At 72.5% G+C, this 24,443-nt stretch carries 20 protein-coding genes; 12 read left to right on the plus strand and 8 right to left on the minus strand.

Annotation, left to right across the window (positions count from 1 at the left end):
- Window positions 1-90: 90 nt before the first annotated feature.
- From EV284_RS26030 to EV284_RS26050, 5 genes are all read right to left on the minus strand, one after another.
- Complete coding sequence (locus EV284_RS26030) at window positions 91-1,026, minus strand: alpha/beta hydrolase (RefSeq protein ID WP_130338241.1); 936 nt, start codon at window positions 1,024-1,026, stop codon at window positions 91-93.
- Window positions 1,023-1,502: a phage holin family protein gene (locus EV284_RS26035; RefSeq protein WP_130338243.1), complete on the minus strand. Its 480-nt coding sequence runs from the start codon at window positions 1,500-1,502 to the stop codon at window positions 1,023-1,025. The genes EV284_RS26030 and EV284_RS26035 overlap by 4 nt, the downstream gene beginning before the upstream one ends.
- 54 nt (window positions 1,503-1,556) lie before the next feature.
- Window positions 1,557-2,999 (minus strand): Na+/H+ antiporter NhaA, encoded by a 1,443-nt coding sequence (gene nhaA / locus EV284_RS26040; RefSeq protein WP_130338245.1) that lies wholly within the window; start codon window positions 2,997-2,999, stop codon window positions 1,557-1,559.
- Between the two features lie 165 nt (window positions 3,000-3,164).
- A complete protein-coding gene (gene acs / locus EV284_RS26045; protein ID WP_130338247.1) occupies window positions 3,165-5,123 on the minus strand; it encodes an acetate--CoA ligase in 1,959 nt (652 codons plus the stop codon).
- 126 nt (window positions 5,124-5,249) lie between these two features.
- Window positions 5,250-7,607, minus strand: a complete 2,358-nt coding sequence (locus EV284_RS26050) for a SulP family inorganic anion transporter (protein WP_130338249.1) — start codon at window positions 7,605-7,607, stop codon at window positions 5,250-5,252.
- Between the two features lie 347 nt (window positions 7,608-7,954).
- Between EV284_RS26050 and EV284_RS26055 the strand changes: the two genes are divergently transcribed.
- Window positions 7,955-9,220 carry a hypothetical protein gene (locus tag EV284_RS26055; RefSeq protein ID WP_130338251.1) on the plus strand — a complete coding sequence of 422 codons (1,266 nt, stop codon included), beginning with the start codon at window positions 7,955-7,957 and terminating at the stop codon, window positions 9,218-9,220.
- Window positions 9,221-9,265: 45 nt separating this feature from the next.
- Here EV284_RS26055 and EV284_RS26060 read toward each other — a convergent pair whose 3' ends face one another.
- Window positions 9,266-10,246, minus strand: a complete 981-nt coding sequence (locus EV284_RS26060) for an ATP-binding protein (RefSeq protein WP_207229133.1) — start codon at window positions 10,244-10,246, stop codon at window positions 9,266-9,268.
- Between the two features lie 129 nt (window positions 10,247-10,375).
- Between EV284_RS26060 and EV284_RS26065 the strand changes: the two genes are divergently transcribed.
- Window positions 10,376-11,200 (plus strand): Fic family protein, encoded by an 825-nt coding sequence (locus EV284_RS26065; RefSeq protein ID WP_130338255.1) that lies wholly within the window; start codon window positions 10,376-10,378, stop codon window positions 11,198-11,200.
- 342 nt (window positions 11,201-11,542) lie between these two features.
- Here the strand turns inward: EV284_RS26065 and EV284_RS26070 are convergent, their stop codons facing one another.
- On the minus strand, window positions 11,543-12,373 hold the full coding sequence (locus tag EV284_RS26070; RefSeq protein WP_130338257.1) for an HAD family hydrolase: 831 nt from the start codon (window positions 12,371-12,373) through the stop codon (window positions 11,543-11,545).
- Window positions 12,374-12,951: 578 nt separating this feature from the next.
- Here EV284_RS26070 and ssd point away from each other — a divergent pair.
- From ssd to EV284_RS26105, 7 genes are all read left to right on the plus strand, one after another.
- Window positions 12,952-14,058, plus strand: a complete 1,107-nt coding sequence (ssd, locus tag EV284_RS26075; RefSeq protein ID WP_130338259.1) for a septum site-determining protein Ssd — start codon at window positions 12,952-12,954, stop codon at window positions 14,056-14,058.
- Complete coding sequence (locus tag EV284_RS26080; protein ID WP_242625822.1) at window positions 14,055-15,404, plus strand: TadA family conjugal transfer-associated ATPase; 1,350 nt, start codon at window positions 14,055-14,057, stop codon at window positions 15,402-15,404. The genes ssd and EV284_RS26080 overlap by 4 nt, the downstream gene beginning before the upstream one ends.
- Entirely contained in the window at window positions 15,397-16,272 is an 876-nt protein-coding gene (locus EV284_RS26085; protein WP_130338261.1) for a type II secretion system F family protein, read from the plus strand. The genes EV284_RS26080 and EV284_RS26085 overlap by 8 nt, the downstream gene beginning before the upstream one ends.
- Window positions 16,269-17,054 carry a type II secretion system F family protein gene (locus EV284_RS26090; protein WP_130338263.1) on the plus strand — a complete coding sequence of 262 codons (786 nt, stop codon included), beginning with the start codon at window positions 16,269-16,271 and terminating at the stop codon, window positions 17,052-17,054. Before EV284_RS26085 ends, EV284_RS26090 begins: the two co-directional genes overlap by 4 nt.
- Window positions 17,055-17,136: 82 nt before the next feature.
- Entirely contained in the window at window positions 17,137-17,337 is a 201-nt protein-coding gene (locus EV284_RS26095; protein ID WP_086690392.1) for a DUF4244 domain-containing protein, read from the plus strand.
- 22 nt (window positions 17,338-17,359) lie between these two features.
- Complete coding sequence (locus EV284_RS26100) at window positions 17,360-17,698, plus strand: TadE family type IV pilus minor pilin (RefSeq protein ID WP_130338265.1); 339 nt, start codon at window positions 17,360-17,362, stop codon at window positions 17,696-17,698.
- Window positions 17,695-18,153, plus strand: coding sequence for an Rv3654c family TadE-like protein (locus tag EV284_RS26105; RefSeq protein ID WP_130338268.1), 459 nt, complete (start codon window positions 17,695-17,697; stop codon window positions 18,151-18,153). Before EV284_RS26100 ends, EV284_RS26105 begins: the two co-directional genes overlap by 4 nt.
- On the opposite strand, the gene EV284_RS26110 is transcribed toward EV284_RS26105, so the two are convergent.
- Window positions 18,150-20,648 carry a DEAD/DEAH box helicase gene (locus EV284_RS26110; protein ID WP_165425644.1) on the minus strand — a complete coding sequence of 833 codons (2,499 nt, stop codon included), beginning with the start codon at window positions 20,646-20,648 and terminating at the stop codon, window positions 18,150-18,152. The two genes, EV284_RS26105 and EV284_RS26110, sit on opposite strands and share 4 nt — an antisense overlap.
- A gap of 82 nt (window positions 20,649-20,730) precedes the next feature.
- On the opposite strand from EV284_RS26110, the gene bldG reads away from it, so the two are divergent.
- The 3 genes from bldG (at window position 20,731) to EV284_RS26125 (ending at window position 24,437) form a co-directional block, all read left to right on the plus strand.
- Window positions 20,731-21,072 carry an anti-sigma factor antagonist BldG gene (gene bldG, locus EV284_RS26115; RefSeq protein ID WP_010986038.1) on the plus strand — a complete coding sequence of 114 codons (342 nt, stop codon included), beginning with the start codon at window positions 20,731-20,733 and terminating at the stop codon, window positions 21,070-21,072.
- A gap of 162 nt (window positions 21,073-21,234) precedes the next feature.
- Window positions 21,235-21,672, plus strand: coding sequence for an ATP-binding protein (locus EV284_RS26120; protein WP_130338270.1), 438 nt, complete (start codon window positions 21,235-21,237; stop codon window positions 21,670-21,672).
- Window positions 21,673-22,022: 350 nt separating this feature from the next.
- Window positions 22,023-24,437 (plus strand): sodium-translocating pyrophosphatase, encoded by a 2,415-nt coding sequence (locus EV284_RS26125; RefSeq protein WP_130338272.1) that lies wholly within the window; start codon window positions 22,023-22,025, stop codon window positions 24,435-24,437.
- The last annotated feature ends 6 nt before the right edge of the window (window positions 24,438-24,443 follow it).

Here is a 24,443-nt window from a genome sequence, read left to right on the forward strand (position 1 = left end):
CCGATCGGCCTATGCGTCAGGCATGTGGCAGTTCGGTGAGCAAACGGTCGGAAATGGTCGAGAAAGCGGACACTCGGCGCATCCGAACGATCACCGGTCGGGCTCGGGGTCCTTCAGCCAGTTGATCAGCTCGGTGGAGAACGCCACCGGGTCCTCCTCGTGCGGGAAGTGCCCCAGCCCGTCGAACAGCCGCCAGCGGTACGGCGCCTCCACGTACTCGCCCGAGCCGGCCGCGCTGCGGGTGCGGGCGACCGGGTCCAGCGAGCCGTGCAGATGCAGCGTGGGCACCCGGACCGGCCGCTTCATCCGCCGGTTGAACTGGATGCCGTCCGGCCGGGCCAGCGACCGCACCAGCCAGCGGTACGGCTCGATCGAGCAGTGCGCCGTCGACGGGATGCACATCGCCCGCTGGTAGGCCGCCACGTCCGCGTCCTCCGGCAGGCGCGGCCCGGACCAGTCCCGGATCAGTTCGCCCACCAGCGCGCCGTCGTCGGCGGTGAGCTGCCGCTCGGGAATCCACGGCCGCTGGAAACCCCAGATGTACGAGCTGGCCGCGGTCTGCCGGGCGTCCCGCAGCATCGCCGCGCGCCAGCGCCTGGGGTGCGGCATCGACACCACCGCGAGCCGGCGCACCAGCTTCGGCCGCATCGCCGCCGCCGTCCACGCCAGGTAGCCGCCCAGGTCGTGGCCGACCAGCGCGGCGTCCGGCTCGCCGAGCGAGCGGATCACCCCGGTGACGTCCAGCGCGAGGTTGGCCGGGTCGTACCCGCGCGGGGTGCGGTCGCTGCCGCCGACGCCCCGCAGGTCCATGGCCACGGCCCGGTAGCCCGCCGCCGCCAGCGCGGACAACTGGTACCGCCAGGTCCACCAGAACTGCGGGAAGCCGTGCAGCAGCAGCACCAGGGGGCCGTCGCCCAGCTCCGCGATGTGGAAACGCGCGCCGTTGGCGGCGACGTCCCGGTGCGTCACCCGCTCCCCGGAGGGCAGGTCGAGGCGTACGGCCGGTGCGGCGGCTGGTTCCGTCATGAGGACGAGCGTGCCACAGCCTTGTGCGCGCGGTCCGCCACAGGCAGCTCACGCGGGTGCGGCTTGGCCTTCTGCAGGACGCCCGCCGACTGCTTCACGGACGCGGCGACCTTCTGCGGACCCTTGCTCTTCTTGGCCTTCTTGGCGAACACCACACCGATCAGGGCGAGCAGACCGGCCACCAGCACATTGGCCGCGAAGGACAGCAGGAAGCACACCGCGAGGTTCCAGTGGCTCCAGGTCCGGATGCCGTACGCCAGCGCGAAGTTGAGCATCGGCAGCGAGAACACCAGCACCGCGCCCGCGCCGGAGAAGGCCCCGCCGCTCGCCGCGCCGCGCTTCACGTCCCGCTTGAGCTGCGCCTTGGCCAGCGCGATCTCGTCGTGCACCAGCGCCGACATCTCGGTCGTCGCCGAGGCGACCAGCTGGCCGATGCTGTGTTCGGCGCCGACCGGGCTGCCGTCGGGTGCGCTCATCGCGTTCTCTCCCTCTGCTTGTGGTGCCGTCTTGTTTTGTACCGTCTCGTCAGATCATGCCGGACGACCGTTCTCCTCGCCTGCCCCGCCCGGCACTTCGGCACGCGCGTGGCGCGCGGCGGCGGACAGCCCGGCCGCGATGCGCCGGTGCTCAGCGGCCTTCCCCTCGTGGATCTCGGCCATGCGCAGGTGGTACGCCGGATCGTCCTGCTCGTAGACGTCGGGGATGCCGTCCTGGTCCTCGTCGCGCTCCTCGTCCTCGCACAGCCGCCGGTACCTGGCGTTGCGCACCTTCAGCAGCACCGTCGCACAGATGGCCGCGATCAGCGATCCGACGAGGACGGACGCCTTCACCTCCTCGGTGAGCACGTGGTCGCCGGTGAAGGCCAGCTCGCCGATGAGCAGGGAGACGGTGAAGCCGATCCCGGCGAGCGTGGCGACCGCGAAGACGTCGGCCCAGGCCAGCCCCTCGCTCAGCGAGGCGCGGGTGAAGCGCGCGGTCAGCCAGGTCCCGCCGAAGACACCGACCGTCTTGCCCACGACCAGGCCGAGCACCACGCCGAGCGTCTCCGGGCGTGTGAACACCTGGGCCAGTGCCCCGCCGGACACCGGTACGCCCGCGCTGAACAGGGCGAACAGCGGCACGGCGAGTCCGGCCGACAGGGGCCGCACCAGATGCTCCAGCCGTTCACCCGGCGACCGCTCCTCACCCTCACGGGTGACGCAGCGGAGCATCAGGCCCATCGCCACACCGGCGATGGTCGCGTGGACGCCGCTGTTGTACATCAGGGCCCAGATCACCAGCGCCAGCGGCAGGTAGACGTACCAGCCGCGCACGCCCTTGCGCAGCAGCAGCCAGAACAGCGCGAGTGCGGCGACGGCCCCGCCGAGCGCGGCGAAGTCGATCCGGCCGGTGAAGAAGACGGCGATGATCAGGATGGCGAAGAGGTCGTCGACCACCGCGAGGGTCAGCAGGAACGCGCGCAGGGCGCTGGGCAGCGAGGTGCCGATGACCGCGAGGACGGCGAGCGCGAAGGCGATGTCGGTGGCGGTCGGCACCGCCCAGCCGGTCAGGGAACCGCCGCCGGTGATGATGGTGAGCGTGTACACCAGCGCGGGTACGGCCATCCCGCACAGCGCGGCCACCACGGGGAGTACGGCGGCCCTGGGGTCGCGCAGGTCGCCCGCGACCAGTTCCCGCTTCAGCTCGACGCCGGCGACGAAGAAGAACACCGCGAGCAGGCCGTCGGCCGCCCAGTGGGCGACGGAGAGGTCCAGGCCGAGGGCGGCCGGGCCGAGGTGGAAGTGGCTGACGGTCGCGTAGGTGTGGCTCAGCTCGGGGACGTTGGCCCAGATCAGCGCCGCGACGGCGGCGGCGAGCAGGAGGACCCCGCCCACCGTCTCGGTGCGCAGCGCGTCCGCCACGGCCGTCCGCTCCGGCAGCGACAGGCGGGCGAGGGCCTTGCGGGCGGCGTTGGGGGTGCGGGACGCGGCCACGGTGGGAACCTCCGGCTGGTGGGCATGACAGAACGCTTGCCGACCAGACTTCCCGGCGCACCTCGAGGCACGGACCACTGCCGTGCGCTGTTCACGTTACCCAACGTCGGGTGCCCCGGCACGCTCGCCGGGGCACCCGCTGTCGGCCTGTCGCTCGGTCCTCGCTCAGTCCTCGCTGGAGGACGACGGCAGCTTGGACTGGATCAGCGTCATGACGGTGGAGTCGGTCAGGGTGGTGACGTCTCCGAGCTGGCGGTTCTCCGCCACGTCCCGCAGCAGCCGGCGCATGATCTTGCCGGAGCGGGTCTTGGGCAGCTCGGCGACCGGCAGGACGCGCTTGGGCTTGGCGATCGGGCCGAGAGTGGCGCCGACGTGGTCGCGCAGCTCGGCGACCAGCTTCTCGTCCTCGGCGGCCGAGCCGCGCAGGATGACGAACGCCACGATGGCCTGCCCGGTCGTCTCGTCGGCGGCGCCCACGACGGCCGCCTCGGCGACCGCCGGGTGCGACACCAGTGCCGACTCCACCTCGGTGGTCGAGATGTTGTGGCCCGACACCAGCATCACGTCGTCCACGCGGCCGAGGAGCCAGATGTCCCCGTCGTCGTCCTTCTTGGCGCCGTCGCCGGCGAAGTACTTGCCCTCGAAGCGCGACCAGTAGGTGTCCAGGAAGCGCTGGTCGTCGCCCCAGATGGTGCGGAGCATCGACGGCCACGGCTCGGTGAGGACCAGGTAGCCGCCGCCCCCGTCAGGCACCTCGTTCGCCTCGTCGTCGACGACGGTGGCGCTGATGCCGGGCAGCGGGCGCTGCGCGGAACCGGGCTTGGTCTCGGTGACGCCCGGCAGCGGCGAGATCATCATCGCGCCGGTCTCGGTCTGCCACCAGGTGTCCACGACCGGGGTGCGGTCGGCGCCGATGTGCTTGCGGTACCAGACCCACGCCTCGGGGTTGATGGGCTCGCCCACCGAACCGAGCACCCTGAGCGAGGTCAGGTCGAACTGCGCGGGGATGTCGTCGCCCCACTTCATGAACGTCCGGATCGCGGTGGGCGCCGTGTACAGGATCGAGACCCGGTACTTCTCGACGATCTCCCAGAAGCGGCCCTGGTGCGGGGTGTCCGGGGTGCCCTCGTACATCACCTGGGTCGCGCCGTTGGCCAGCGGACCGTACACGATGTACGAGTGGCCGGTGACCCAGCCGACGTCGGCCGTGCACCAGTAGACGTCCGTCTCCGGCTTGAGGTCGAACACCGCCCAGTGGGTGTAGGCGGCCTGCGTGAGGTAGCCGCCCGAGGTGTGCAGGATGCCCTTGGGCTTACCCGTGGTGCCGGAGGTGTAGAGGATGAACAGCGGGTGCTCCGCGTCGAACGCCTCCGGGGTGTGCTCCGCCGACTGGCGCCCGACCAGCTCGTGCCACCACACGTCCCGCTCGGCGTCGAACGCCACGTCCTGCCCGGTCCGGCGCACCACCAGCACGTGCTCGACGGTGCCGTCCGCCTTGGCGACCGCGTCGTCCACGGCGGGCTTCAGCGCGGACGGCTGGCCCCGGCGGTAGCCGCCGTCGGCGGTGATGACGACCTTGGCGTCCGCGTCCTTGATACGGGTGGCCAGCGCGTCGGCCGAGAAGCCGCCGAAGACCACCGAGTGCGCGGCGCCGATGCGGGCCGAGGCCAGCATGGCGATGGCGGTCTCGGGGATCATCGGCATGTAGATGGCGATCCGGTCGCCCTTGCGGACACCCAGCTCCAGCAGCGCGTTGGCCGCCTTGGAGACCTCGTCCTTCAGCTCGGCGTAGGTGAGGGAGCGGCTGTCGCCCGGCTCGCCCTCGAAGTGGATGGCGACCCGGTCGCCGTTCCCGGCCTCCACGTGCCGGTCCACGCAGTTGTAGGCGACGTTCAGCTCGCCGTCCTCGAACCACTTGGCGAACGGCGGGTTCGACCAGTTGAGCGTCTTCGTCGGCTCCTTGGCCCAGCTCAGTCTCCGGGCCTGCTCGGCCCAGAAGCCGAGCCGGTCCGCCGCGGCCTGTTCGTACGCCTCGGCCGTGACGTTGGCGTTCGCGGCCAGGTCGGCCGGCGGCGCGAAGCGTCGCTCCTCCTTCAGAAGGTTGGCCAGGCTCTCGTTGCTCACGACATCTCCCTTTCCCAGGGTGTCCGTTGTGTCCCAGGCCACACCTCATCAGACGTCGGGGCTGATGACAAGGGTGGACCGCAGAATTGGTTTAGACCTTTCTGCGGTCCTCGCGCGCGTGGCCGCTCAGACCAAGCTGCCCACCTCCGGCGCCTCTCGCACGTCCTCTCTGACCTCGTGGAACACCGCGGCTTCAGTCCCGCCTTCCTCGGTTCCTCCGCCGCCCAGCAGGTACGCCCGCGCCTCTCCGACGTGGAAGTACATGCCGTGCAGCTCCAGCGCACCCGCCGCCAAGGCGCGCGCGACGGACTCGTGCGCCCGCAGATGCGCCAACTGCTGCACCACATTGGCCAGCGACAGCTCCTCCACCGCGTCGGCCACCGGGCGCGGAGCGAGCCGGGGGCGCCTGGGGGGTCCGCCGGCCAGCCGGGCCAGGCTCGGCTCCCCGTGCCGCAGCCAGCGGCGCAGCGGGGTCGGGGCGGCGCCGGGCTCGGCGGCGAGCAGAGCTTGCATCGCCCCGCACCCGGAGTGCCCGCACACGGTGATCGAGCTGACCCCGAGCACATCCACCGCGTACTCGATGGCGGCGGCCACCGAGTCGTCGGAGTGCTCCTGGCCGGGCGGCGGCACCAGGTTCCCGACATTGCGCACCACGAACAGGTCGCCGGGACCGCTGGCGGTGATCATGGAGGTGACGAGCCGGGAATCGGCGCAGGTGAGGAAGAGCTGCGAGGGCCGCTGTCCCTCCCTGGCTAGCCGGGCCAGCTCCTCCCGGACCTGGGGCGCGGTGTTCCGATGGAACGAGCTGATGCCGCGGGCGAGTTCGTGGGTGTCGGGGCGGGGGGTGCCCGTGGCGTCCGCCGCGTCCTGGCGGACGGCCGCCGTGGGCATGTCGCACCGGTGGTTGCGCCACGGTGTCCAGGGGCGGCACCGGCAGACGGTGGAGGACGGGGCGCCCGCGCTCCGCACGCCGGTGCGCTGGTCCTTCAGCTCGGCGGAGCCGCCCCGCGCGGTGTGGGAACTCCGCCAGTCCTGGAGCGACTCGTACGCCGCGTGGTCCATGAAGGAGCCGTCCAGCTCGACGACGGCACGCGTGCCGTGCGGGACGCGGTGCAGGGCCCGGCTGAGCCGGGGCACGGCGAGGAACGTCAACTGGCCGCGCACCCGCAGGTGATGGACCCCTTCCCTCTCCTCGTGCGTGATGCGGGTGTGGGTGAGGCGGTGCAGGGCCAGGGCGACGGCCACGGCGATCCCGAGGAGCACGCCCTGCAGGACGCCGAGGCAGACCACGCCGAGGGTGGTCGCGGCGTACACCGGCACCTCGCGGTGGCGGGTCACCGTGCGGATGTGGTTCAGGGACACCATCTGGATGCCGACGGCCATCACCAGGGCGGCGAGCGAGGCGAGCGGGATCCGCTCCAGGAGGGGGACCAGCAGCAGGGCGGCGATCACCACCAGGCCGCCGTGCAGCATCGTGGAGTTCCGGGTCACCGCGCCCGAGTTCACGTTCGCCGTGCTGCGTACCGCCACTCCCGCGACCGGCAGCCCGCCCAGCGCGCCGGAGACGATGTTGGCGGCGCCCTGGCCGAGCAGTTCGCGGTCGAGGTCGGAGCGCCCGACGCGCGCGGAGCCGGTGCGGCCGGCCGCCAGCTTGTCCACGGCCACCGCGCCGAGCAGCGACTGCACGCTGCACACCAGGGTGGTGGTGAGCACGGCGGCGACGATGCCGAGCACCGGACCCTGGGGGAGGCCGGCCAGCGCGTGGCTGCGCCACGACGGCAGATCGACGCGGGGCAGGGTGATCCCGGTCAGCGCCGCCGTCACGGTGGCCCCGACGACGGCGACCAGCGCGGCCGGCACCTTGCGCAGCAGGCTGCCCACGGAGCCGGGGATGCGGGGCCAGGCCAGGAGCAGGGTCAGGGTGAGCGCGCTGATCACCACGGCGGCCGGGTCGAGGTGGGCCAACTGGGCGGGGAGCGCCCGCAGGTTGGTGAGGACGGAACTGTCCGGACGGCCGCCGAGCACGATGTGCACCTGGGCCACGGCGATGGTGATGCCGATGCCGGCGAGCATGCCGTGCACGACCGCCGGGCTGACGGCGAGCGCGCCGCGCGCCACCTTCAGGCAGCCGAGGCCGAGCTGGGCGAGCCCGGCGAGGACGGTGATGCCGCAGGTCGCCCGCCAGCCGTACTGGTGGATGAGGTCGGCGGTGACCACGGTCAGACCGGCTGCGGGCCCGCTGACCTGCAACGGGCAGCCGCCGATCCGGCCGGCGACGATCCCGCCGACCGCCGCGGCGACCAGGCCCGCCTGGAGCGGGGCACCGGTGGCGAGGGCGATGCCCAGCGAGAGCGGCAGGGCGATGAGGAACACCGCGACGGACGCGGAGACGTCGGCGCTCTCGACGCGGAAACGGCGGCGCCGGGGCGGGGGGTTGGTGGTGGGCGGGGAGTGCTCGGTACGGGGTGGTGCGCAGGCTGACATGTTCCCGTCTCCTCCGGGGCAGCGCGGTCGCGGTCTGTGGGGTCCCGCCAGGGGCGGGTGTTCGGTCGCGGCCGTGGGTCACGGCGTGCAGCGGCGGGATGCTTCAACGTTCGGTAAACGAACCGTAATCCAGAGTAAAGGCTCGGCATATCTTTTCGGAGCAAATGGCACACATGTGCACTCTGCCGAGTGAAGCGGGCATTTCATCGGCTTGTCGTACTAATTCCTTCTCGACCTCATGCGACTTTGACGGCGCCGCCGGGAGGAAACCGGCGCATCGCCAGAAAACGCCCTCATCGGCGTTCGTCTGAGAGTTCGCCCGAGAGAAGGAAGAAGGTGGGCGGAACATGGCCGCCACCCAGAGGATCGCCGTCTGTGCCATGGTCGCCGCTGCCGGTGCCGCGTCCCTCGCCGGTTGCGCCGCCGGCTCCGACCAGGCACGGGAAGGCACGTCCGGCCCGCAGAAGGGCGCCCCGGCTCCCCAGAGCGTCGTCCGGCTGATCGGCGACGGTTCCACCGCGTACACCGGCGCGCAGCCGCACCTGCCCAGGCCCGCGAAGCTGAAGCCCGGTCAGAAGCCCCCGCAGTTCGTGGTGTTCTCCTGGGACGGCGCGGGTGAGGACAGCCAGAAGCTGTTCTCCCACTTCCGCAAGGTCGCCAAGGACAACCACGCCAACATGACGTTCTTCCTCAGCGGCGTCTACATGCTGCCGGAGGAGAAGCGGGACCTCTACAAGCCGCCGCAGCACTCCCCGGGCCGCTCCGACATCGGCTTCAACGACGAGCAGGGCATCGCCGACACCGCCAAGCAGGCGCGCCTCGCCTGGCTGGAGGGCAACGAGATCGGCACCCACTTCAACGGCCACTTCTGCGGTCCCGACGGCGGGGTCGGCCAGTGGTCCGTGGCCGAGTGGAAGAGCGAGATCAGCCAGGCCAAGGAGTTCGTGAAGACCTGGAAGACGAACTCGGGCCTGCAGAAGTCCTCACCGCTGCCCTTCGACTACGACAAGGAACTCATCGGCGCCCGCACCCCCTGCCTGGAAGGGCAGAAGAACTTCGTCAGGGCGGCGAGCCAGATGGGCTTCCGCTATGACTCCAGCGGCGTCAACAACCAGGTCTGGCCGAAGAAGAGGGAGGGCCTCTGGGACCTGTCCATGCAGCTCGTGCCCTTCCCCGGCCACACCTTCGAGCAGCTCACCATGGACTACAACTTCATGGTCAACCAGTCCGGCACCCGGACCCAGGGCGACCCCGACAAGTTCGCCCTGTGGGGCGACGAGATGCGCGACGGCCTCCTCAAGGGCTTCGACCGCGCCTACGACGGCAACCGCGCGCCCCTGATCATCGGCAACCACTTCGAGTCCTGGAACGGCGGCACCTACATGCGCGCCATCGAGGACGTCGTCAAGAACGTGTGCAACAAGCCCGACGTCCGCTGTGTCTCGTTCCACGAGCTGACCGACTGGCTGGACGCCCAGGACCCGCAGACCCTGGCCAAGCTGCGCACCCTCGAGGTGGGCGAGGCACCCAAGCAGGGCTGGGCGTCGCTGCTCTCCGGCCGTCCGGCCCCGGCGCCGAAGGGCGTCCCCGGAGCGCCGGCCGCCAAGCAGTAGGCGTCGGGCAGCGGGCTCCGGGCGGCAGGCGTCAGACGGCAGGCGTCAGACGGGAGTCGCCACGCTCTCGCCGAGCACGAAACCGGGGTCGATCTGCGCCGCCAGGTCGGCCCCGGTGCGCTCGTTGCCCCAGGACTGGGCGTTGCGCAGGTGGAAGTGGACCATCTGCCGGGTGTACCGCTCCCAGTCCCGCAGCCCGTACGTCGCGTCGGCGGCGGCCCGGAGCGTCTCCAGCGCGCGCACGTTCCCGTCCTCGAGCAGGGCGAAACGGGGCGGGCGCCCCTTCTCCATGGCGCGCACCCAGTCGGAGTGCCCGACCGTCACCAGCAGGTCGTCCCCCACCTCCTCGCGCAGGAAGCCGACGTCGTCCGGCCCCTGGACCTTGTTGCCGACGACCTTCAGTGTGACGCCGAAGTCGCGGGCGTACTCCTTGTACTGGCGGTAGACGGAGACCCCCTTCCGGGTCGGCTCGGCGACGAGGAACGTCATGTCGAACCGGGTGAACATGCCGGAGGCGAAGGAGTCCGAGCCGGCGGTCATGTCCACCACCACGTACTCGCCGGGGCCGTCGACGAGGTGGTTCAGGAACAGCTCCACCGCGCCGGTCTTGGAGTGGTAGCAGGCGACGCCCAGGTCGGCGTCGGTGAAGGGGCCGGTGACCATCAGGCGGACGGCACCGCCGTCGAGTTCCACCGGGCGCGCGCAGGCGTCGTAGACCGCGTCGGGCTCACTGATCCGGACCAGCCGGGAGCCCGAGCCGGGCGGGGTGGTCTTGATCATCGTCTCGGCGGAGGCGATGCGCGGGTTGGAGCCGCGCAGATGGTCCTTGATCAGCGGCAGCCGGTCGCCCATGGCGGGCAGCGCCGCCGCCTGGTCCTCGTCGAGGCCGAGGGCGGGTCCGAGGTGCTGGTTGATGTCCGCGTCGATCGCGACCACCGGGGCTCCGGCGGCGGCGAGATGGCGGATGAAGAGGGAGGAGAGCGTGGTCTTGCCGCTGCCGCCCTTCCCGACGAAAGCAATTTTCATGTTCACGAAGGGTAGTCAGCCTGTAGCTGTATGTGCCAGGAGGAAGGTGAACGTCACTCCTTCGAGGGGTGTGAGGGCCGAAAAAGGGGCGCCGCCGGGCCGGCGGCGGGGGCGCGTAGGGTCGACTTCATGAGTACGACAGGAGCGACCGCAGATCCCCTCGCGGCCCTGGGCTCGCTGCCCGGCGTGGCCGACTCCGTGGAGTCCGTGCGCAAGGCCGTGGACCGGGTGTACGGGCACCGGATCATGCGCCGTCGCAGCAACGCCATCACCTCCGAGGCCGCCCTGCGCGGCGCCCGCGGCTCGGCGGCGCTGTCCGGCGCCGACTGGGCCCTGGAGGAGGTGCGGCGCCGCACCGACTTCAGCACCGGCGACGAGGCGCGCGTCATGGGCGCGGCCCTCCGGCTCACCGCCGAGGCCGGGCAACTGCTGTCCATCTGGCGGCAGTCCCCGCTGCGGGTGCTGGCCCGGCTGCACATGGTGGCCGCCGCGAGCGACACCGACGAGGTCGGCCGGCCCCGCCAGGCGGGCGAAACCGCCGACGAGCCCCTCATCGAGCTGCCGCTGCCGGACGCCCCGGAGGTGTCCGGACGCCTGGACGGCCTCGCGGAGCTGATCATCGCCGGGTCCTCCGCGCCCGCGCTGGTGACGGCCGCCGTGGTGCACGGCGAGATCCTCGCGCTGCGCCCCTTCGCCTCCCACAACGGGCTGGTGGCGCGCACGGCCGAGCGGATCGTCCTGATCGGCAGCGGCCTGGACCCGAAGTCGGTGTGCCCGGCCGAGGTCGGCCACGCCGAACTGGGCCGCGCCTCCTACCTCGCCGCGCTCGACGGCTACGTCTCCGGCACCCCCGGCGGCATGGCGGCCTGGATCGCCCACTGCGGGCGCGCGGTCGAACTCGGCGCCCGCGAGTCGACAGCGGTCTGCGAGGCCCTCCAGCGCGGAGCGGCCTGACCCCCCGGACATGGTTGCGGCGGTACGAGGAGTCCTCGTACCGCCGCTGGCATGTTCACCGGGTTACCAAGCGTCCTCAGTATGTTGCTCATCAGGTCGGGGTCTTTGCCCGGCCCTGGTGCAGCAGGCCCGTAATCGACGGTCCGACGTCGCGTGGGTGCCCGGTGTTCATGCGAGGTCCGTGGGGCCCAGATGCGTAGTGGTAGGGAATCCTCTCGGATGTCCTCAGGTCCCGCAGGCCGTGATTCCTTTGTACTGCAACCTTGTGACGAGCGAAACCCCTGGCCGAACTTCTTTACTTTTAGCTTCAAACGGGGGTGAATCGGGCGCCGGGGAATCCGGTCAGGCGGTCACGCCGCGGCGCTTGCTGGCGTACCAGACGAGGCCCGCGGTCGCGGCCGCCGCGCCCAGCGCCGCCGCCGCGACGACCGCCGGGCGCGGTGCGTGCAGCGAGGGCAGCCGTTGCTTGAGCCGGACCGGCCTGCGGAACTCCAGTACCGGCCAGCCACGCGAGACCGCCTCCCGGCGCAGCGCGCGATCGGGGTTGACGGCGTGCGGGTGGCCGACGGCCTGGAGCATCGGCAGGTCGGTGGCGGAGTCGCTGTAGGCGAAGCTGCGGTCGAGGTCGTACCCCTCGGAGGCCGCCAGCTCGCGGATCGCCTCGGCCTTGGTGGGGCCGTACGCGTAGTACTCCACCTCACCGGTGAAGCAGCCGTCCTCGCCGACCACCAGCCGGGTGGCCACCACCCGGTCGGCGCCGAGCAGCTCGCCGATCGGCTCCACGACCTCCGCGCCCGACGTGGACACGATCACAACGTCCCGGCCGGCCGTGTGGTGCTCCTCGATCAGCGAGGCGGCCTCGTCGTAGATGATCGGGTCGATCAGGTCGTGCAGGGTCTCGGCGACGATCTCCTTGACCTGGCGCACGTTCCAGCCCCGGCAGAGCGCGGAGAGGTACTCCCGCATGCGCTCCATCTGGTCATGGTCCAAACCGCCGGCTAGGAAGACGAACTGGGCATATGCGGTGCGCAAGGCCGCTCTGCGGTTGATCAGTCCGCCTTGGTAGAAGGACTTGCTGAAGGTGAGCGTGCTGGACTTCGCAATGACCGTCTTGTCCAGGTCGAAGAAGGCCGCTGCGCGAGGCAAGGAGTGGTTTTCCACGTCCCTGAGCATAGGCGCCCACCATTCGGCGTAAGGTGTGGCGTGTGGGTTTGCCTGAGAGGCCTCTCGGGTACACCATGGAAGTCACGGATCGTTCGCGACCGTGCTAACCCCGGTCCGACTCCTCCCCCCCCGAGTCGGCCGTGGGGACGACCCCCGCTCTCCCCCCCGGCGGGGGTCGTCGCATGTCCGGACGCATTTTCACCCCCTCTTCGGCCGGTGCGGAACCGGCATCGGGCGGCTGCGGCCGCCCTTTCGTCATGCCCATGCTTGATTACGTACGGTAATCATCAGGGTGCGCTCGGAAACGTGTACACCGTGTGTGCCGACGTCACCGGTATGAGTGACGAAGTTATTCACAGGCGCTCCGCCGTCCACAGTTTTTGACCAAGATCCACACGATTTCGCGGTTAGCCCCATCGTGATTCCAGCGCTCCTGATCCGGGCCCGTCGATGGCCGGATCGCAATGCGGAGTGCGCCTGGCTGGTTTCTGTCGGCCGTTCATATGGGGACCTTTACCGGTTCTCCACATCTTGGGAATCGCGCGGCCGAGAGAGCGGCGCGGAAACAGCAGCGAAGGGGGAAAACCATGACCGGAACCGTCGCGCACGACCCGCCTCCGGCCACGGCCGGACGACCGGGACGGCCGCTCATCGTCACCGAGGACGCGGCGCTCCTCGACGACCTGCTGCGCCTGTGCGCGGCGGCCGGCGCCACACCGGAGGTCCACCACGGCGTCCCGGACCACGGCGGGGGATGGGACGGCGCGCCGCTCGTCCTCGTCGGGGACGACGCGGCCCGCCGGGTGCGCGGAGCCGCGCGGCGGCGCGGAGTGGTCCTGGTCGGCCGTGACCAGGACGACCCGGACGTGTGGAAACGCGCGCTCGGGATCGGCGCCGACCATGTGCTGATGCTGCCCGACGGCGAGCAGTGGCTCATCGACCGCATCGCCGACGTGGCGGAGGGTGTCGGCCGCCCGGCCCTCACCGTCGGCGTCATCGGCGGCCGGGGCGGCGCCGGAGCCTCCACCCTGGCCTGCGCCCTCGCCGTCACCTCCGCCCACCGGGGCCTGCGCACCCTCCTCGTGGACGCCGACCCGCTCGGCGGCGGACTGGACGTGCTCCTCGGCGGCGAGACCGCGAAAGGGCTGCGCTGGCCCGCCTTCGCCGCCTCACGCGGCAGAGTCGGCGGCGGTGCCCTGGAGGAGTCCCTGCCCGAACTGCACGCGCTGCGCGTGCTGAGCTGGGACCGGGGCGACTGCGTGGCGGTGCCGTCCCAGGCGGTCCGCGCGGTGCTCGCCGCCGCCCGGCGGCGCGGGGGCACGGTGGTCGTCGACCTCCCGCGCCGCCTGGACGACGGTGTCGCGGAAGCCCTGGCCCAGCTCGACATGGCGGTGCTCGTCGTCCCGGCGGAGCTGCGCGCGCTGGCCGCGGCCGGCCGGGTCGCCTCCGCCGTGGGCCCGGTCGTGCGGGACCTGCGGGTCGCGGTCAGGGGGCCGCACGGGCCGGGACTGGACGAGAGCGAGGTGGCCCGGCTGCTCGGGCTGCCGCTGATCGGCACCGTGCCCGTCGACCCCGCGCTGCTGCGGCCCCGGGGCACCGCCAGACCGCCCGGCGCGACCGGACGCGGCCCGCTGTCCCGCTTCTGCACCGCCTTCTGGGAACAGGCGCTGACCGAGGCGGGAGGCCCGCGATGACGCTTCCGGGACTCGACCGGGCCGACGGCGCGGCCCTCCTCGACGGGGTCCGGCGCACTCTCGCCGAGAGCGGCGCCGAACCCACGCCGGCGCGTGTGGCGCAGGCGCTGCGCGAACAGGGGCGGGTGCTGGGCGACGCCGAGGTCCTGGGCGCGGCCGAGCACCTGCGTTCCGAACTCGTCGGCTCCGGCCCGCTGGAGCCGTTGCTGGCCGACCCGAGCGTCACCGACGTGCTGGTCACCGCGCCGGACCGGGTGTGGGTCGACCGGGGCGGCGGCCTGGAGCTGACCCCGGTCACCTTCCGCGACGCCCCGGCGGTCCGACGGCTCGCGCAGCGGCTGGCCGCCGTCGCCGGACGCCGCCTCGACGACGCCCGGCCGTGGGCCGACGCCCGCCTACCCGACGGGACCCGGCTGCACGCGGTGCTGCCCCCGGTGGCGGTCGGCTGCACCTGCCTGTCCCTGCGCGTGGTCCGGCCCCGCGCCTTCACCCTCGGCGAGCTGGCCCGCGCGGGCACGCTGCCGCCGGGCGGAGAGGGGCTGCTGCGGGCGCTGATGGCGGCGCGGCTGTCGTTCCTCGTCAGTGGCGGGACAGGCACCGGCAAGACGACGCTGCTGAGCGCGTTGCTCGGGCTCGTCGGCCCCGGGGAACGGATCGTGCTGGCCGAGGACTCGGCCGAGCTGCGGCCCGACCACCCGCATGTGGTCCGGCTGGAGACCCGGCCCGCGAACCAGGAGGGCGCCGGCCTCGTGACGCTGGAGGACCTGGTCCGGCAGGCGCTGCGGATGCGGCCCGACCGGCTGGTCGTCGGGGAGGTGCGCGGCCCCGAGGTGGTCCACCTGCTGGCCGCGCTCAACACCGGCCACGACGGCGGCTGCGGCACTGTGCACGCCAACGCGGCCGCCGACGTCCCGGCCCGCCTGGAGGCCCTGGGCACGGCGGCCGGCCTCGACCGGGCCGCGCTGCACAGCCAGTTGGCGGCCGCGCTCTCGGTGGTGATCCACCTGGTGCGGGACCGTGCCGGGCGACGCCGGATCGCCGAGGTGCATGTGCTGGAGCGGGACACCTCGGGGCTGGTCCGGACGGTACCGGCACTGCGGTGGGGCGAGCGGGGCTTCGTGCCGGGGCGCGGCTGGGAGCGGTTGGGTGGGCTGCTGTCTGCGGGGACCGGGGGCGAGGGGGCGGCGATGGCTGATGCCGGGGTGGGAGACGCGGTGCCGGGTGCCGGGCCGCTGTTCGCGGGCGGCGGAGTGGTTGACGCCGGGCCGACGCCTCGGGGACCGCGCCCGGGTGAGCTGCGGTGGCTGCCCGGCCGGAGTGGGAGTGAGGGGGCCGGCGATGGCTGATGTCGGTGTCGGAGAGGCGGTGCTGGGCGCGGGGCTGGCCTGTGCCGGGGGCCTGGGCTGGGCGGTGAACGCCCGGCACCAGGGGGTGCGGCGGGCGAGGCTGCTGTTCGCGGGCGGTGGAGTCATGGATCTCGGGCTCACGCCCTGGGAGCGGGGTCTCGCCGAGGTGCGGCGGCTGCACGAACGGGTGGGTGCCGAGTGGTGGGCGCTCGTGGCCGGGCTGGTGCCGGCGCTGCTGGGGGCCTCGGTGATTCCGCTGGTGGTGGGGGCCGCCGGGGTGCCGGTGTTGCGCCGGGTGGGGAAGGCGCGGCGGGCCCGGCTGGTGCGGGAAGGCCGGGCGGACGCGGTGATCGTCCTGTGCGGGGTGCTCGCCGGGGAGGTCCGCGCCGGCCAGCAGCCTGGCGAGGCCCTGCTGCGGGCCGAGCGGGACTCCGGGGGCCTGGGCGAGGCGCAGGCGGCCGCGATCGCGGCGGCGCGGTTCGGGGGCGATGTGCCGGCCGCGCTCGCCGTGGCGGCCCGGCAGCCGGGCGCCGAGGGGCTGCTGGGGCTGGCCGCCTGCTGGCGGGTGGCGGTGGACCAGGGCGCGGGCCTGGCGGCCGGCCTCGACCGGCTGGACGGCGCCCTGCGCGCGGAGCGGGACCAACGCGCGGACCTGCGTGCCCAGTTGTCCGGTGCCCGGGCCACGGCTCTGCTGCTGGCGGTGCTGCCCCTGTTCGGGCTGCTGCTCGGCGCCGCCATGGGCGCCGATCCACTCCGGGTACTGCTGCACACCGGGGCCGGACTGGGCTGCCTGATGGCGGGAGCGGTGTTCGAGGGCGCCGGGGTGTGGTGGGCGGCCCGGATCGTGCGGGGAGCTGAGGCGGCATGAGCGGGGAGTTCGTCCACAGCCTGGGGGCGGCCGTGGAAATGGCCGTCGCCCTCGGCTGGGCGGGCCGTCGGCTGGAGCTGGTACGGCAACGGCGCCTGACGCGGCGGAGGGTCGCGGGACTGCTGGCCGTGGAGCCGCCCGAGAGCGGTCGTTCGCTCGCGGTCGCCGACACGGCCCGGAAGTGGCTGCCGGTGGCCGGAATCGGGTGCGGGGCGTGGTCGGTGGTCGGCGGGGTCTTCGGGGCGCTGGTGGGACTCGGGGCCGGTGTGGCGCTGTGGCGGTGGCAGGAGCGCCGGGTGCCGGCCCGGCCCGCGACAGAGCTGGACGCGGCTGCGGCGGCTCGCCAACTCCCCCTCGCCGCGGAGCTGCTGGCCGCCTGCATCGAGGCCGGGGCGGGGCCCGTGGTCGCCGCCCAGGCAGTCGGGGAGGCGCTCGGTGGCCCGGTCGGTGACGCGCTGGCGCGGGGTGCGGCGGAAGCCCGCCTCGGCGGTGAACCAGCGGACGCCTGGGCCCGGTTGACCGTCCTTCCCGGCGCCGGAGCGCTTGCTCGCCTGCTGGAGCGGGCCGACCGGTCGGGGCTCCCGGCGGCCGAGCCCGTGGCCCGGCTCGCGTCGGACGCGCGGGCGGAGTCGATACGGGCGGCCACGGTCCGGGCCCGCAGGGCGGCCGTGCTGATCTCGGCGCCGGTCGGGCTGTGCTTCCTCCCCGCCTTCATCGCGGTCGGCGTGCTGCCCGTGGTCATCGGCCTCGCGGGCGGCGCGATGGGAGGAGGGGGCCCCTGACCGAGCGGACCGAGCGGACCGACGTGCACGACAACGACAACGAAGCTGCGAACAAACGAAGCTGCGAAGAAAGGAACGTGGGATGCGTGAGAAGGCCGGCAGGGCATGGGCGCTGCTACGGGAACGGTGCCGCAAGGACGCCGGAATGGTGACCTCCGAGTACGCCATGGGGATCATCGCGGCGGTCGGATTCGCCTTGCTGCTCTACGAGGTCGTCACCAGCGGCCAGGTGAAGGCGGAACTCCAGGGCATCGTGAAACGAGCGCTCAGTGCGCGCATGTGAACGAGGCGCGGACCGGGGGTTTGTGACGGCGGAGGCGGCCGTGGTGCTGTCGGTGCTGGTGGCGTTCACCATGGCGCTGGTCTGGGGGCTGCTCGCCGTGGCCGCCCAGATCCAGTGCGTGGACGCCGCCCGCACCGGGGCACGGGCCGCCGCCCGCCAGGACCCGCCCGAAGCGGTGGTCCGGCTGACCAGGGAGACGGCACCGAGCGGCTCGACGGTCAGCGTGGCCCGTGAGGGCGAGCAGGTGCGCGTGACGGTGGTGGCCAGGCCGCCGGTGCTGACGGGGCTGCCGTTCGAGGTGCGGGAGGAGGCCGTGGCCGCCGCCGAGGAGGCGGTGGGGTCCGGAGGGGAGGGGCCATGAGGCGCCGGGAGGGTGACCGGGGTTCCGCCACCGTCTGGAGCCTCGGGGTGATCGCCCTGCTGTGCGTGGTGTTCGGCACCGTGCTCGGTCTGGGGCACGCGGTGGTCGTACGGCACCGGGCGGCGGGCGCGGCCGATCTGGCGGCGCTCGCGGCGGCGGACCACTGGGCCGAGGGCGCGGAGGCGGCGTGCGCCGCGGGTCGCCGGGTGGCGTCGGCCCAGGGGGCGCGGCTGGTGCGGTGCGCGATCGTCGGCGAGACCTCGGACGTGAGCGCGGGGTCGGGACACGGGCCGTTCGCAGCGGAGGTACGGGCCAGGGCGGGACCAGCTGACCCGTCGGGTGCCACACCCCGGGTGCCCGCGTCGCAGGCTCCCGGCCCCGCGCCCCAGGCGCCCGCGTCGCAGGCTCCCGGCCCCGTGCCCCATGCCCCCGCCTCGCACGGCATCAGCCCCTAGCTCGACTCGCCCCCTTCGGAAGCCGCCGCCCCCGTCCCGGCCGCCTCCTCCGGTGCCCCCCGCAGCAGCGTCGTGAGGAGCCGCACCGCTCCCCGCTTGTGCAGGGGCTCGTTGCCGTTGCCGCACTTGGGGGACTGGATGCAGGACGGACAGCCGGCCTCGCACTCGCAGGCGGCGATGGCCTCGCGGGTGGCCGTCAGCCAGGCGCGGGCGGTGTGGAAGGCGCGCTCGGCGAAGCCCGCCCCGCCGGGGTGGCCGTCGTAGACGAAGACCGTCGGGAGCAGCGTGTCGGGATGCAGCGGGACCGAGACCCCGCCGATGTCCCAGCGGTCGCAGGTGGCGAAGAGGGGCAGCATGCCGATCGAGGCGTGTTCGGCGGCGTGCAGGGCGCCGCCGAGGATCTCAGGGTTGATGCGGGCCTCGTCGAGCTGGTCCTCGGTGACCGTCCACCACACCGCGCGGGTACGGAGCGTGCGCGGCGGGAGATCGAGTTTCGTCTCGCCCATCACCTCACCGGTGATCAGGCGTCTGCGCAGGAAGGAGACCACTTGGTTGGTGACCTCGACCGAGCCCAGGCACAGGCGGCCGGAACCCCACGGGATCTCGGTCTCCGTCTCCAGGACGGCGATGGACGTGGTGTCGCGGGCGGCGGTCGAGTAGGGCGGGTCGGCCTGCTCGACCAGGGCGACGGAGTCCTTCAGGTCGAGCGAGCGCACCAGGTAGGTGCGGCCCTGGTGGAGGTGGACCGCGCCCTCGTGGACGGCGGAGTGCGCCGCCTCGGCGTCGACCGTGCCGAGCAGGCGCCCGGTGCCCTCCTCCACGATCTGCACCGGAGGTCCGCCGGTGCCCCGGATGTCGGTCAGGTCGGCGGCGCGTTCCCGGCGCGTCCAGTGCCAGGCACGGGTGCGGCGGCGCAGCAGCTTCGCCGCCTCCAGCTGGCCCAGCACATCGGCGCTCACGGGGCCGAAGAGATCGAGGTCGGCCTCGGTCAGCGGGATCTCGGCGGCGGCCGCGCACAGGTGCGGGGCGAGGACGTAGGGATTGTCCGGGTCCAGGACCGTGGACTCCACCGGGCGGTCGAACAGGGCCTCCGGGTGGTGGACGAGGTAGGTGTCCAGCGGGTCGTCGCGGGCCACCAGGACCGCCAGCGCGCCCTGTCCGGAGCGCCCGGCGCGGCCCGCCTGCTGCCACAGGGAGGCGCGGGTGCCCGGATAGCCGGCGATCACCACCGCGTCCAGACCGGAGATGTCCACGCCCAGCTCCAGGGCCGTGGTGGCGGCGAGACCGAGGAGGTCGCCGGAGTGCAGGGCGCGTTCCAGGGCGCGGCGCTCCTCGGGCAGATAGCCGCCGCGATAGGCGGCGACACGCCGGACCAGGGAACGGTCGATCTCGGCGAGCCGCTCCTGCGCGATGACCGAGATCAGTTCGGCGCCGCGCCGGGAGCGGACGAAGGCGACCGAGCGCACGCCCTGCACGGTGAGGTCGGTCAGCAGGTCGGCGGTCTCGGCGGTGGCGGTGCGGCGCACCGGGGCGCCCTTCTCGCCGTGCAGCTCGGTGAGCGGGGGCTCCCAGAGGGCGAAGACGAGTTCCCCGCGCGGGGAGGCGTCGTCGGCGACCTCGACCACCGGCAGCCCGGTCAGCCGGCGGGCGGCCACGGACGGCTCGGCGGCCGTGGCGGAGGCCAGCAGGAAGACGGGCGACGCGCCGTAGCGGGCGCACAGTCTGCGCAGCCGGCGCAGCACCTGGGCGACGTGCGAGCCGAAGACGCCCCGGTAGGTGTGGCACTCGTCGATCACGACGTACTTGAGCGACTTCAGGAAGGAGGACCAGCGGGGGTGGGACGGGAGAATGCCCCGGTGCAGCATGTCCGGGTTGGTCAGGACGTAGTTGGCGTACTGGCGGACCCACTCGCGTTCCTCGAACGGGGTGTCGCCGTCGTAGACGGCGGGGCGCACCGCGTTGCCCAGGGGCGCGGCGAGTTCCCGTACCGCGCGGCACTGGTCGGCGGCCAGGGCCTTGGTCGGGGAGAGGTACAGGGCGGTGGCGCCCCGGCCGTTCGGGGCCTCGGAGCCGTCCAGCAGGGCGGACAGCACCGGCATCAGATAGGCCAGCGACTTGCCGGAGGCGGTGCCGGTGGCGACGACCACCGAGTCGCCGTCCAGGGCGTGCTCGGCGGCGATGGCCTGGTGGGCCCAGGGATGCTCGATCCCGCGCTCCCGGACCGCCGCGATCACCTCGGCGCGAATCCGGTCCGGCCAGACGGCATGACGGCCCGCACGCGGGGGCAAGTGCTCCGTATGAGTGATGCGCGCGGACCTGCTCGGACCGGAGGCGAGCCGGTGCAGAACCGTCTCCGGGGACGGGCGGGACGCCGGGTCCGGCTGGGGGTGATCGGGTCGGTGATTCTTGGCCATCGGCACCGAGTGTGTCACCGGCTTGACGGACAATGGAGCCAAGGCGTCGTGCACACCTGCCGGTAAGTGATTGAATGCCATGGCGGCTGGCGAAGTGTTCCAAGGGCCGTAAGCCGGGATGTCCCGAGGGGCGACCGCTCGATAGCAAGGTGCTGGAGGATTCGTGGACCTGTCCCTGTCGACCCGTACCGTCGGCGATCGTACGGTCGTCGAGGTCGGTGGCGAAATCGATGTGTACACCGCGCCCAAGCTGCGCGAGCAGTTGGTCGAGCTGGTGAACGACGGCAATTTCCATCTTGTCGTCGACATGGAGGGCGTGGACTTCCTCGACTCCACCGGGCTCGGCGTGCTGGTCGGTGGCCTGAAGCGGGTGCGTGCCCATGAGGGCTCGCTCCGCCTGGTCTGCAACCAGGAGCGCATTCTGAAGATTTTCCGTATCACCGGTCTCACCAAGGTGTTCCCCATCCACACCTCGGTCGAGGAAGCGGTGGCGGCCACCGACTGATCAGGGTCGTAAGCCGGGTCCGGGCCGTCTGTGCGGTCCGGGCACCGGCCGACTCCGCCCCGGCGCCGTCAGCGGTCCGGGAGCGGAAGTTTCATCGTGGGGGTGCGGGCTTTTGGCGGCCCCGGCCCCGCACCGCACGCCCGTAGTACGCGAGGGGGATGCATGGCCACCGTCGAACTCCGCTTCAGCGCGCTGCCCGAGCACGTCCGGACCGCCCGTCTGGTGGCGGCCGCGGTGGCGCGCAGGGCCGGAGTGGACGAGGCCGTTCTCGACGAGGTCCGCCTCGCGGTCGGCGAGGCGTGCTCCCGCGCGGTCGGACTCCATCAGAGCGTGGGCATCACCGCGCCGGTCAAGGTGGCGCTGATCGAGGAGGAGAAGCTCTTCTCCATCGAGGTCGGCGACGAGGCCCCGCACGCCGTGCCCGCCGAGCGGGTCGCGGGCGGCGCGGCCGCCGACGCGGACGTGGAGGCCGAGGAGGACGAGATGGGCCTCGCGGTCATCAGCGGCCTCGTGGACGACGTCGAGGTCACCACCGGGGAGAACGGCGGCCTGATCCGCATGTCCTGGCCGACCGTCCCGCCGCCGACCGTACTGATCTGAACCGGCACTGAACCGGCCCGCGCGCCACGCGCGCCGGACGACTTCCCGAGGGGCCCTGCACCGCAGGGCCCCTCGCGGCGTTCCGGCCACTTTCGGCCGAACCGCCGGACGCCCCGAATGCGTGCAGGAATGCACGACCGGAAACCCCCGCAGATGGCGCCGGTGAAGGGGCGATCTTGAATGCCTCAGGGGTATTACTCCGTCCGGGTTTCGTGCTCTGGCCCCGCACTCGTTCGTTTGCTAAAGGGTTAGGGGCGGGCAATTCTGTTTACCGTGCCGTTCGGGATCACCATCGGGCAGCTACAAGTCCGTCCACAGCTTGAGCTCGGTCCAAGCGTCAAGGAGGACGAATGGCGGGGCTTCTCATCCCTGGTCAGGCGGGTCACTCCGCATCCAACTCCGCGTACCTCGCGGCCGTCGTCCTGACGGACGGCAACCGCGCGCTGGTCGCCGTGATCGCGGCGGTGGCCCTTGCGGCGCTGGTCGTCGCGGGCGTCCTGGTGCGCCAGGTGCTGTCTGCGGGCGAGGGCACCGCACGCATGCGGGAGATCGCGGAAGCGGTCCAGGAAGGCGCGAAGGCGTATCTGGCGCGGCAGTTGCGCACCCTCGGCGTTTTCGCCGTCGTGGTGTTCTTCCTGCTTCTGCTGCTTCCCGCGGACGACTGGAATCAGCGGGCCGGACGCTCGGTGTTCTTCCTGATCGGCGCGCTTTTCTCGGCGGCCACCGGCTATATCGGCATGTGGCTCGCCGTACGCAGCAATGTGCGCGTCGCCGCGGCCGCCCGGGAGGCGACTCCGGGGGAGGGCGAAACGGAAAAGGATCTCACCGTCGTCTCGCACAAGGCGATGAAGATCGCATTTCGCACCGGTGGCGTGGTCGGCATGTTCACCGTCGGCCTCGGCCTGTTCGGCGCCTCCTGTGTGGTGCTGGTCTACGCGGCCGACGCGCCCAAGGTGCTGGAGGGTTTCGGCCTGGGTGCCGCCCTGATCGCCATGTTCATGCGAGTCGGCGGCGGCATCTTCACCAAGGCCGCCGACGTCGGCGCCGACCTGGTCGGCAAGGTCGAACAGGGCATCCCGGAGGACGACCCGCGCAACGCGGCGACCATCGCGGACAATGTGGGCGACAACGTCGGGGACTGCGCGGGCATGGCGGCGGACCTCTTCGAGTCGTACGCCGTGACCCTGGTGGCCGCGCTGATCCTCGGCAAGACCGCCTTCGGCGACGCCGGGCTCGCCTTCCCGCTGCTGGTCCCGGCCATCGGTGTCGTCACCGCGATGATCGGCATCTTCGCGGTCGCCCCGCGCCGCGCCGACCGCAGCGGGATGAGCGCCATCAACCGGGGCTTCTTCGTCTCGGCCGTGATCTCCCTCGCGCTGGTCGCCGTCGCCGTCTACGTCTACCTGCCCGGCCGCTACTCCGAGCTGGCCGGTGTGACCGACGCGGCGATCCGCGGCAAGGACGGCGACCCACGGGTGCTGGCGCTGGTCGCCGTGGCCATCGGCATCCTGCTCGCCGCCGTCATCCAGCAGCTCACCGGCTACTTCACCGAGACCACCCGCCGCCCGGTCCGCGACGTCGGCCGCACCTCGCTGACCGGCCCCGCGACCGTCGTCCTCTCCGGCATCTCGCTGGGCCTGGAGTCCGCCGTCTACACCGCGCTGCTGATCGGCCTCAGCGTGTACGGCGCGTTCCTGCTCGGCGGCACCTCGATCATGCTGGCGCTGTTCGCGGTGGCGCTCGCCGGTACCGGGCTGCTGACCACGGTCGGGGTGATCGTCGCCATGGACACCTTCGGCCCGGTCTCCGACAACGCGCAGGGCATCGCCGAGATGTCCTCGGACGTGGAGGGCGCCGGCGCCCAGGTGCTCACCGACCTGGACGCGGTCGGCAACACGACCAAGGCCATCACCAAGGGCATCGCCATCGCCACCGCCGTCCTCGCGGCGGCGGCCCTCTTCGGCTCGTACCGGGACGCGATCACCACCGGTGTGCGGGACGTGGGGGAGCGGCTCAGCGGGCCGGGATCGCCGCTGACCCTGTCGATGGACATCTCCCAGCCCAACAACCTGGTCGGCCTGATCGCGGGCGCCGCGGTCGTCTTCCTCTTCTCCGGGCTCGCCATCAACGCCGTGTCGCGGTCGGCGGGATCGGTGGTGTTCGAGGTGCGCAGGCAGTTCCGCGAGCGGCCGGGGATCATGGACTACACGGAGAAGCCCGAGTACGGCCGGGTCGTCGACATCTGCACCCGCGACGCCCTGCGCGAGCTGGCCACGCCCGGCCTGCTCGCCGTGATGGCGCCGATCTTCATCGGGTTCACCCTCGGCGTCGGCGCCCTCGGGGCCTTCCTCGCCGGCGCGATCGGCGCCGGCACGCTGATGGCGGTCTTCCTCGCCAACTCCGGTGGCGCCTGGGACAACGCCAAGAAACTGGTGGAGGACGGCCACCACGGCGGCAAGGGCAGCGACGCCCACGCGGCCACGGTGATCGGCGACACGGTCGGCGACCCCTTCAAGGACACCGCGGGCCCGGCCATCAACCCGCTGCTGAAGGTGATGAACCTGGTCGCCCTGCTCATCGCCCCCGCGGTGATCAAGTTCTCCTACGGAGACAGCAGCAGCATGCTCGTCCGCGCCCTGGTCGCGGTGTTCGCGCTGCTGGTGATCGTCGTCGCGGTGTACGTGTCGAAGCGGCGCGGGATCGCCGTGGGGGACGAGGAGGCGGGTGAGGTTCCCAACTCCCAGCCCCCGGCGGTGGTTCCGTAGCCGAGG

The sequence above is a fragment of the Streptomyces sp. BK022 genome, from assembly GCF_004217355.1.
Lineage (GTDB): Bacteria > Actinomycetota > Actinomycetes > Streptomycetales > Streptomycetaceae > Streptomyces > Streptomyces griseoluteus.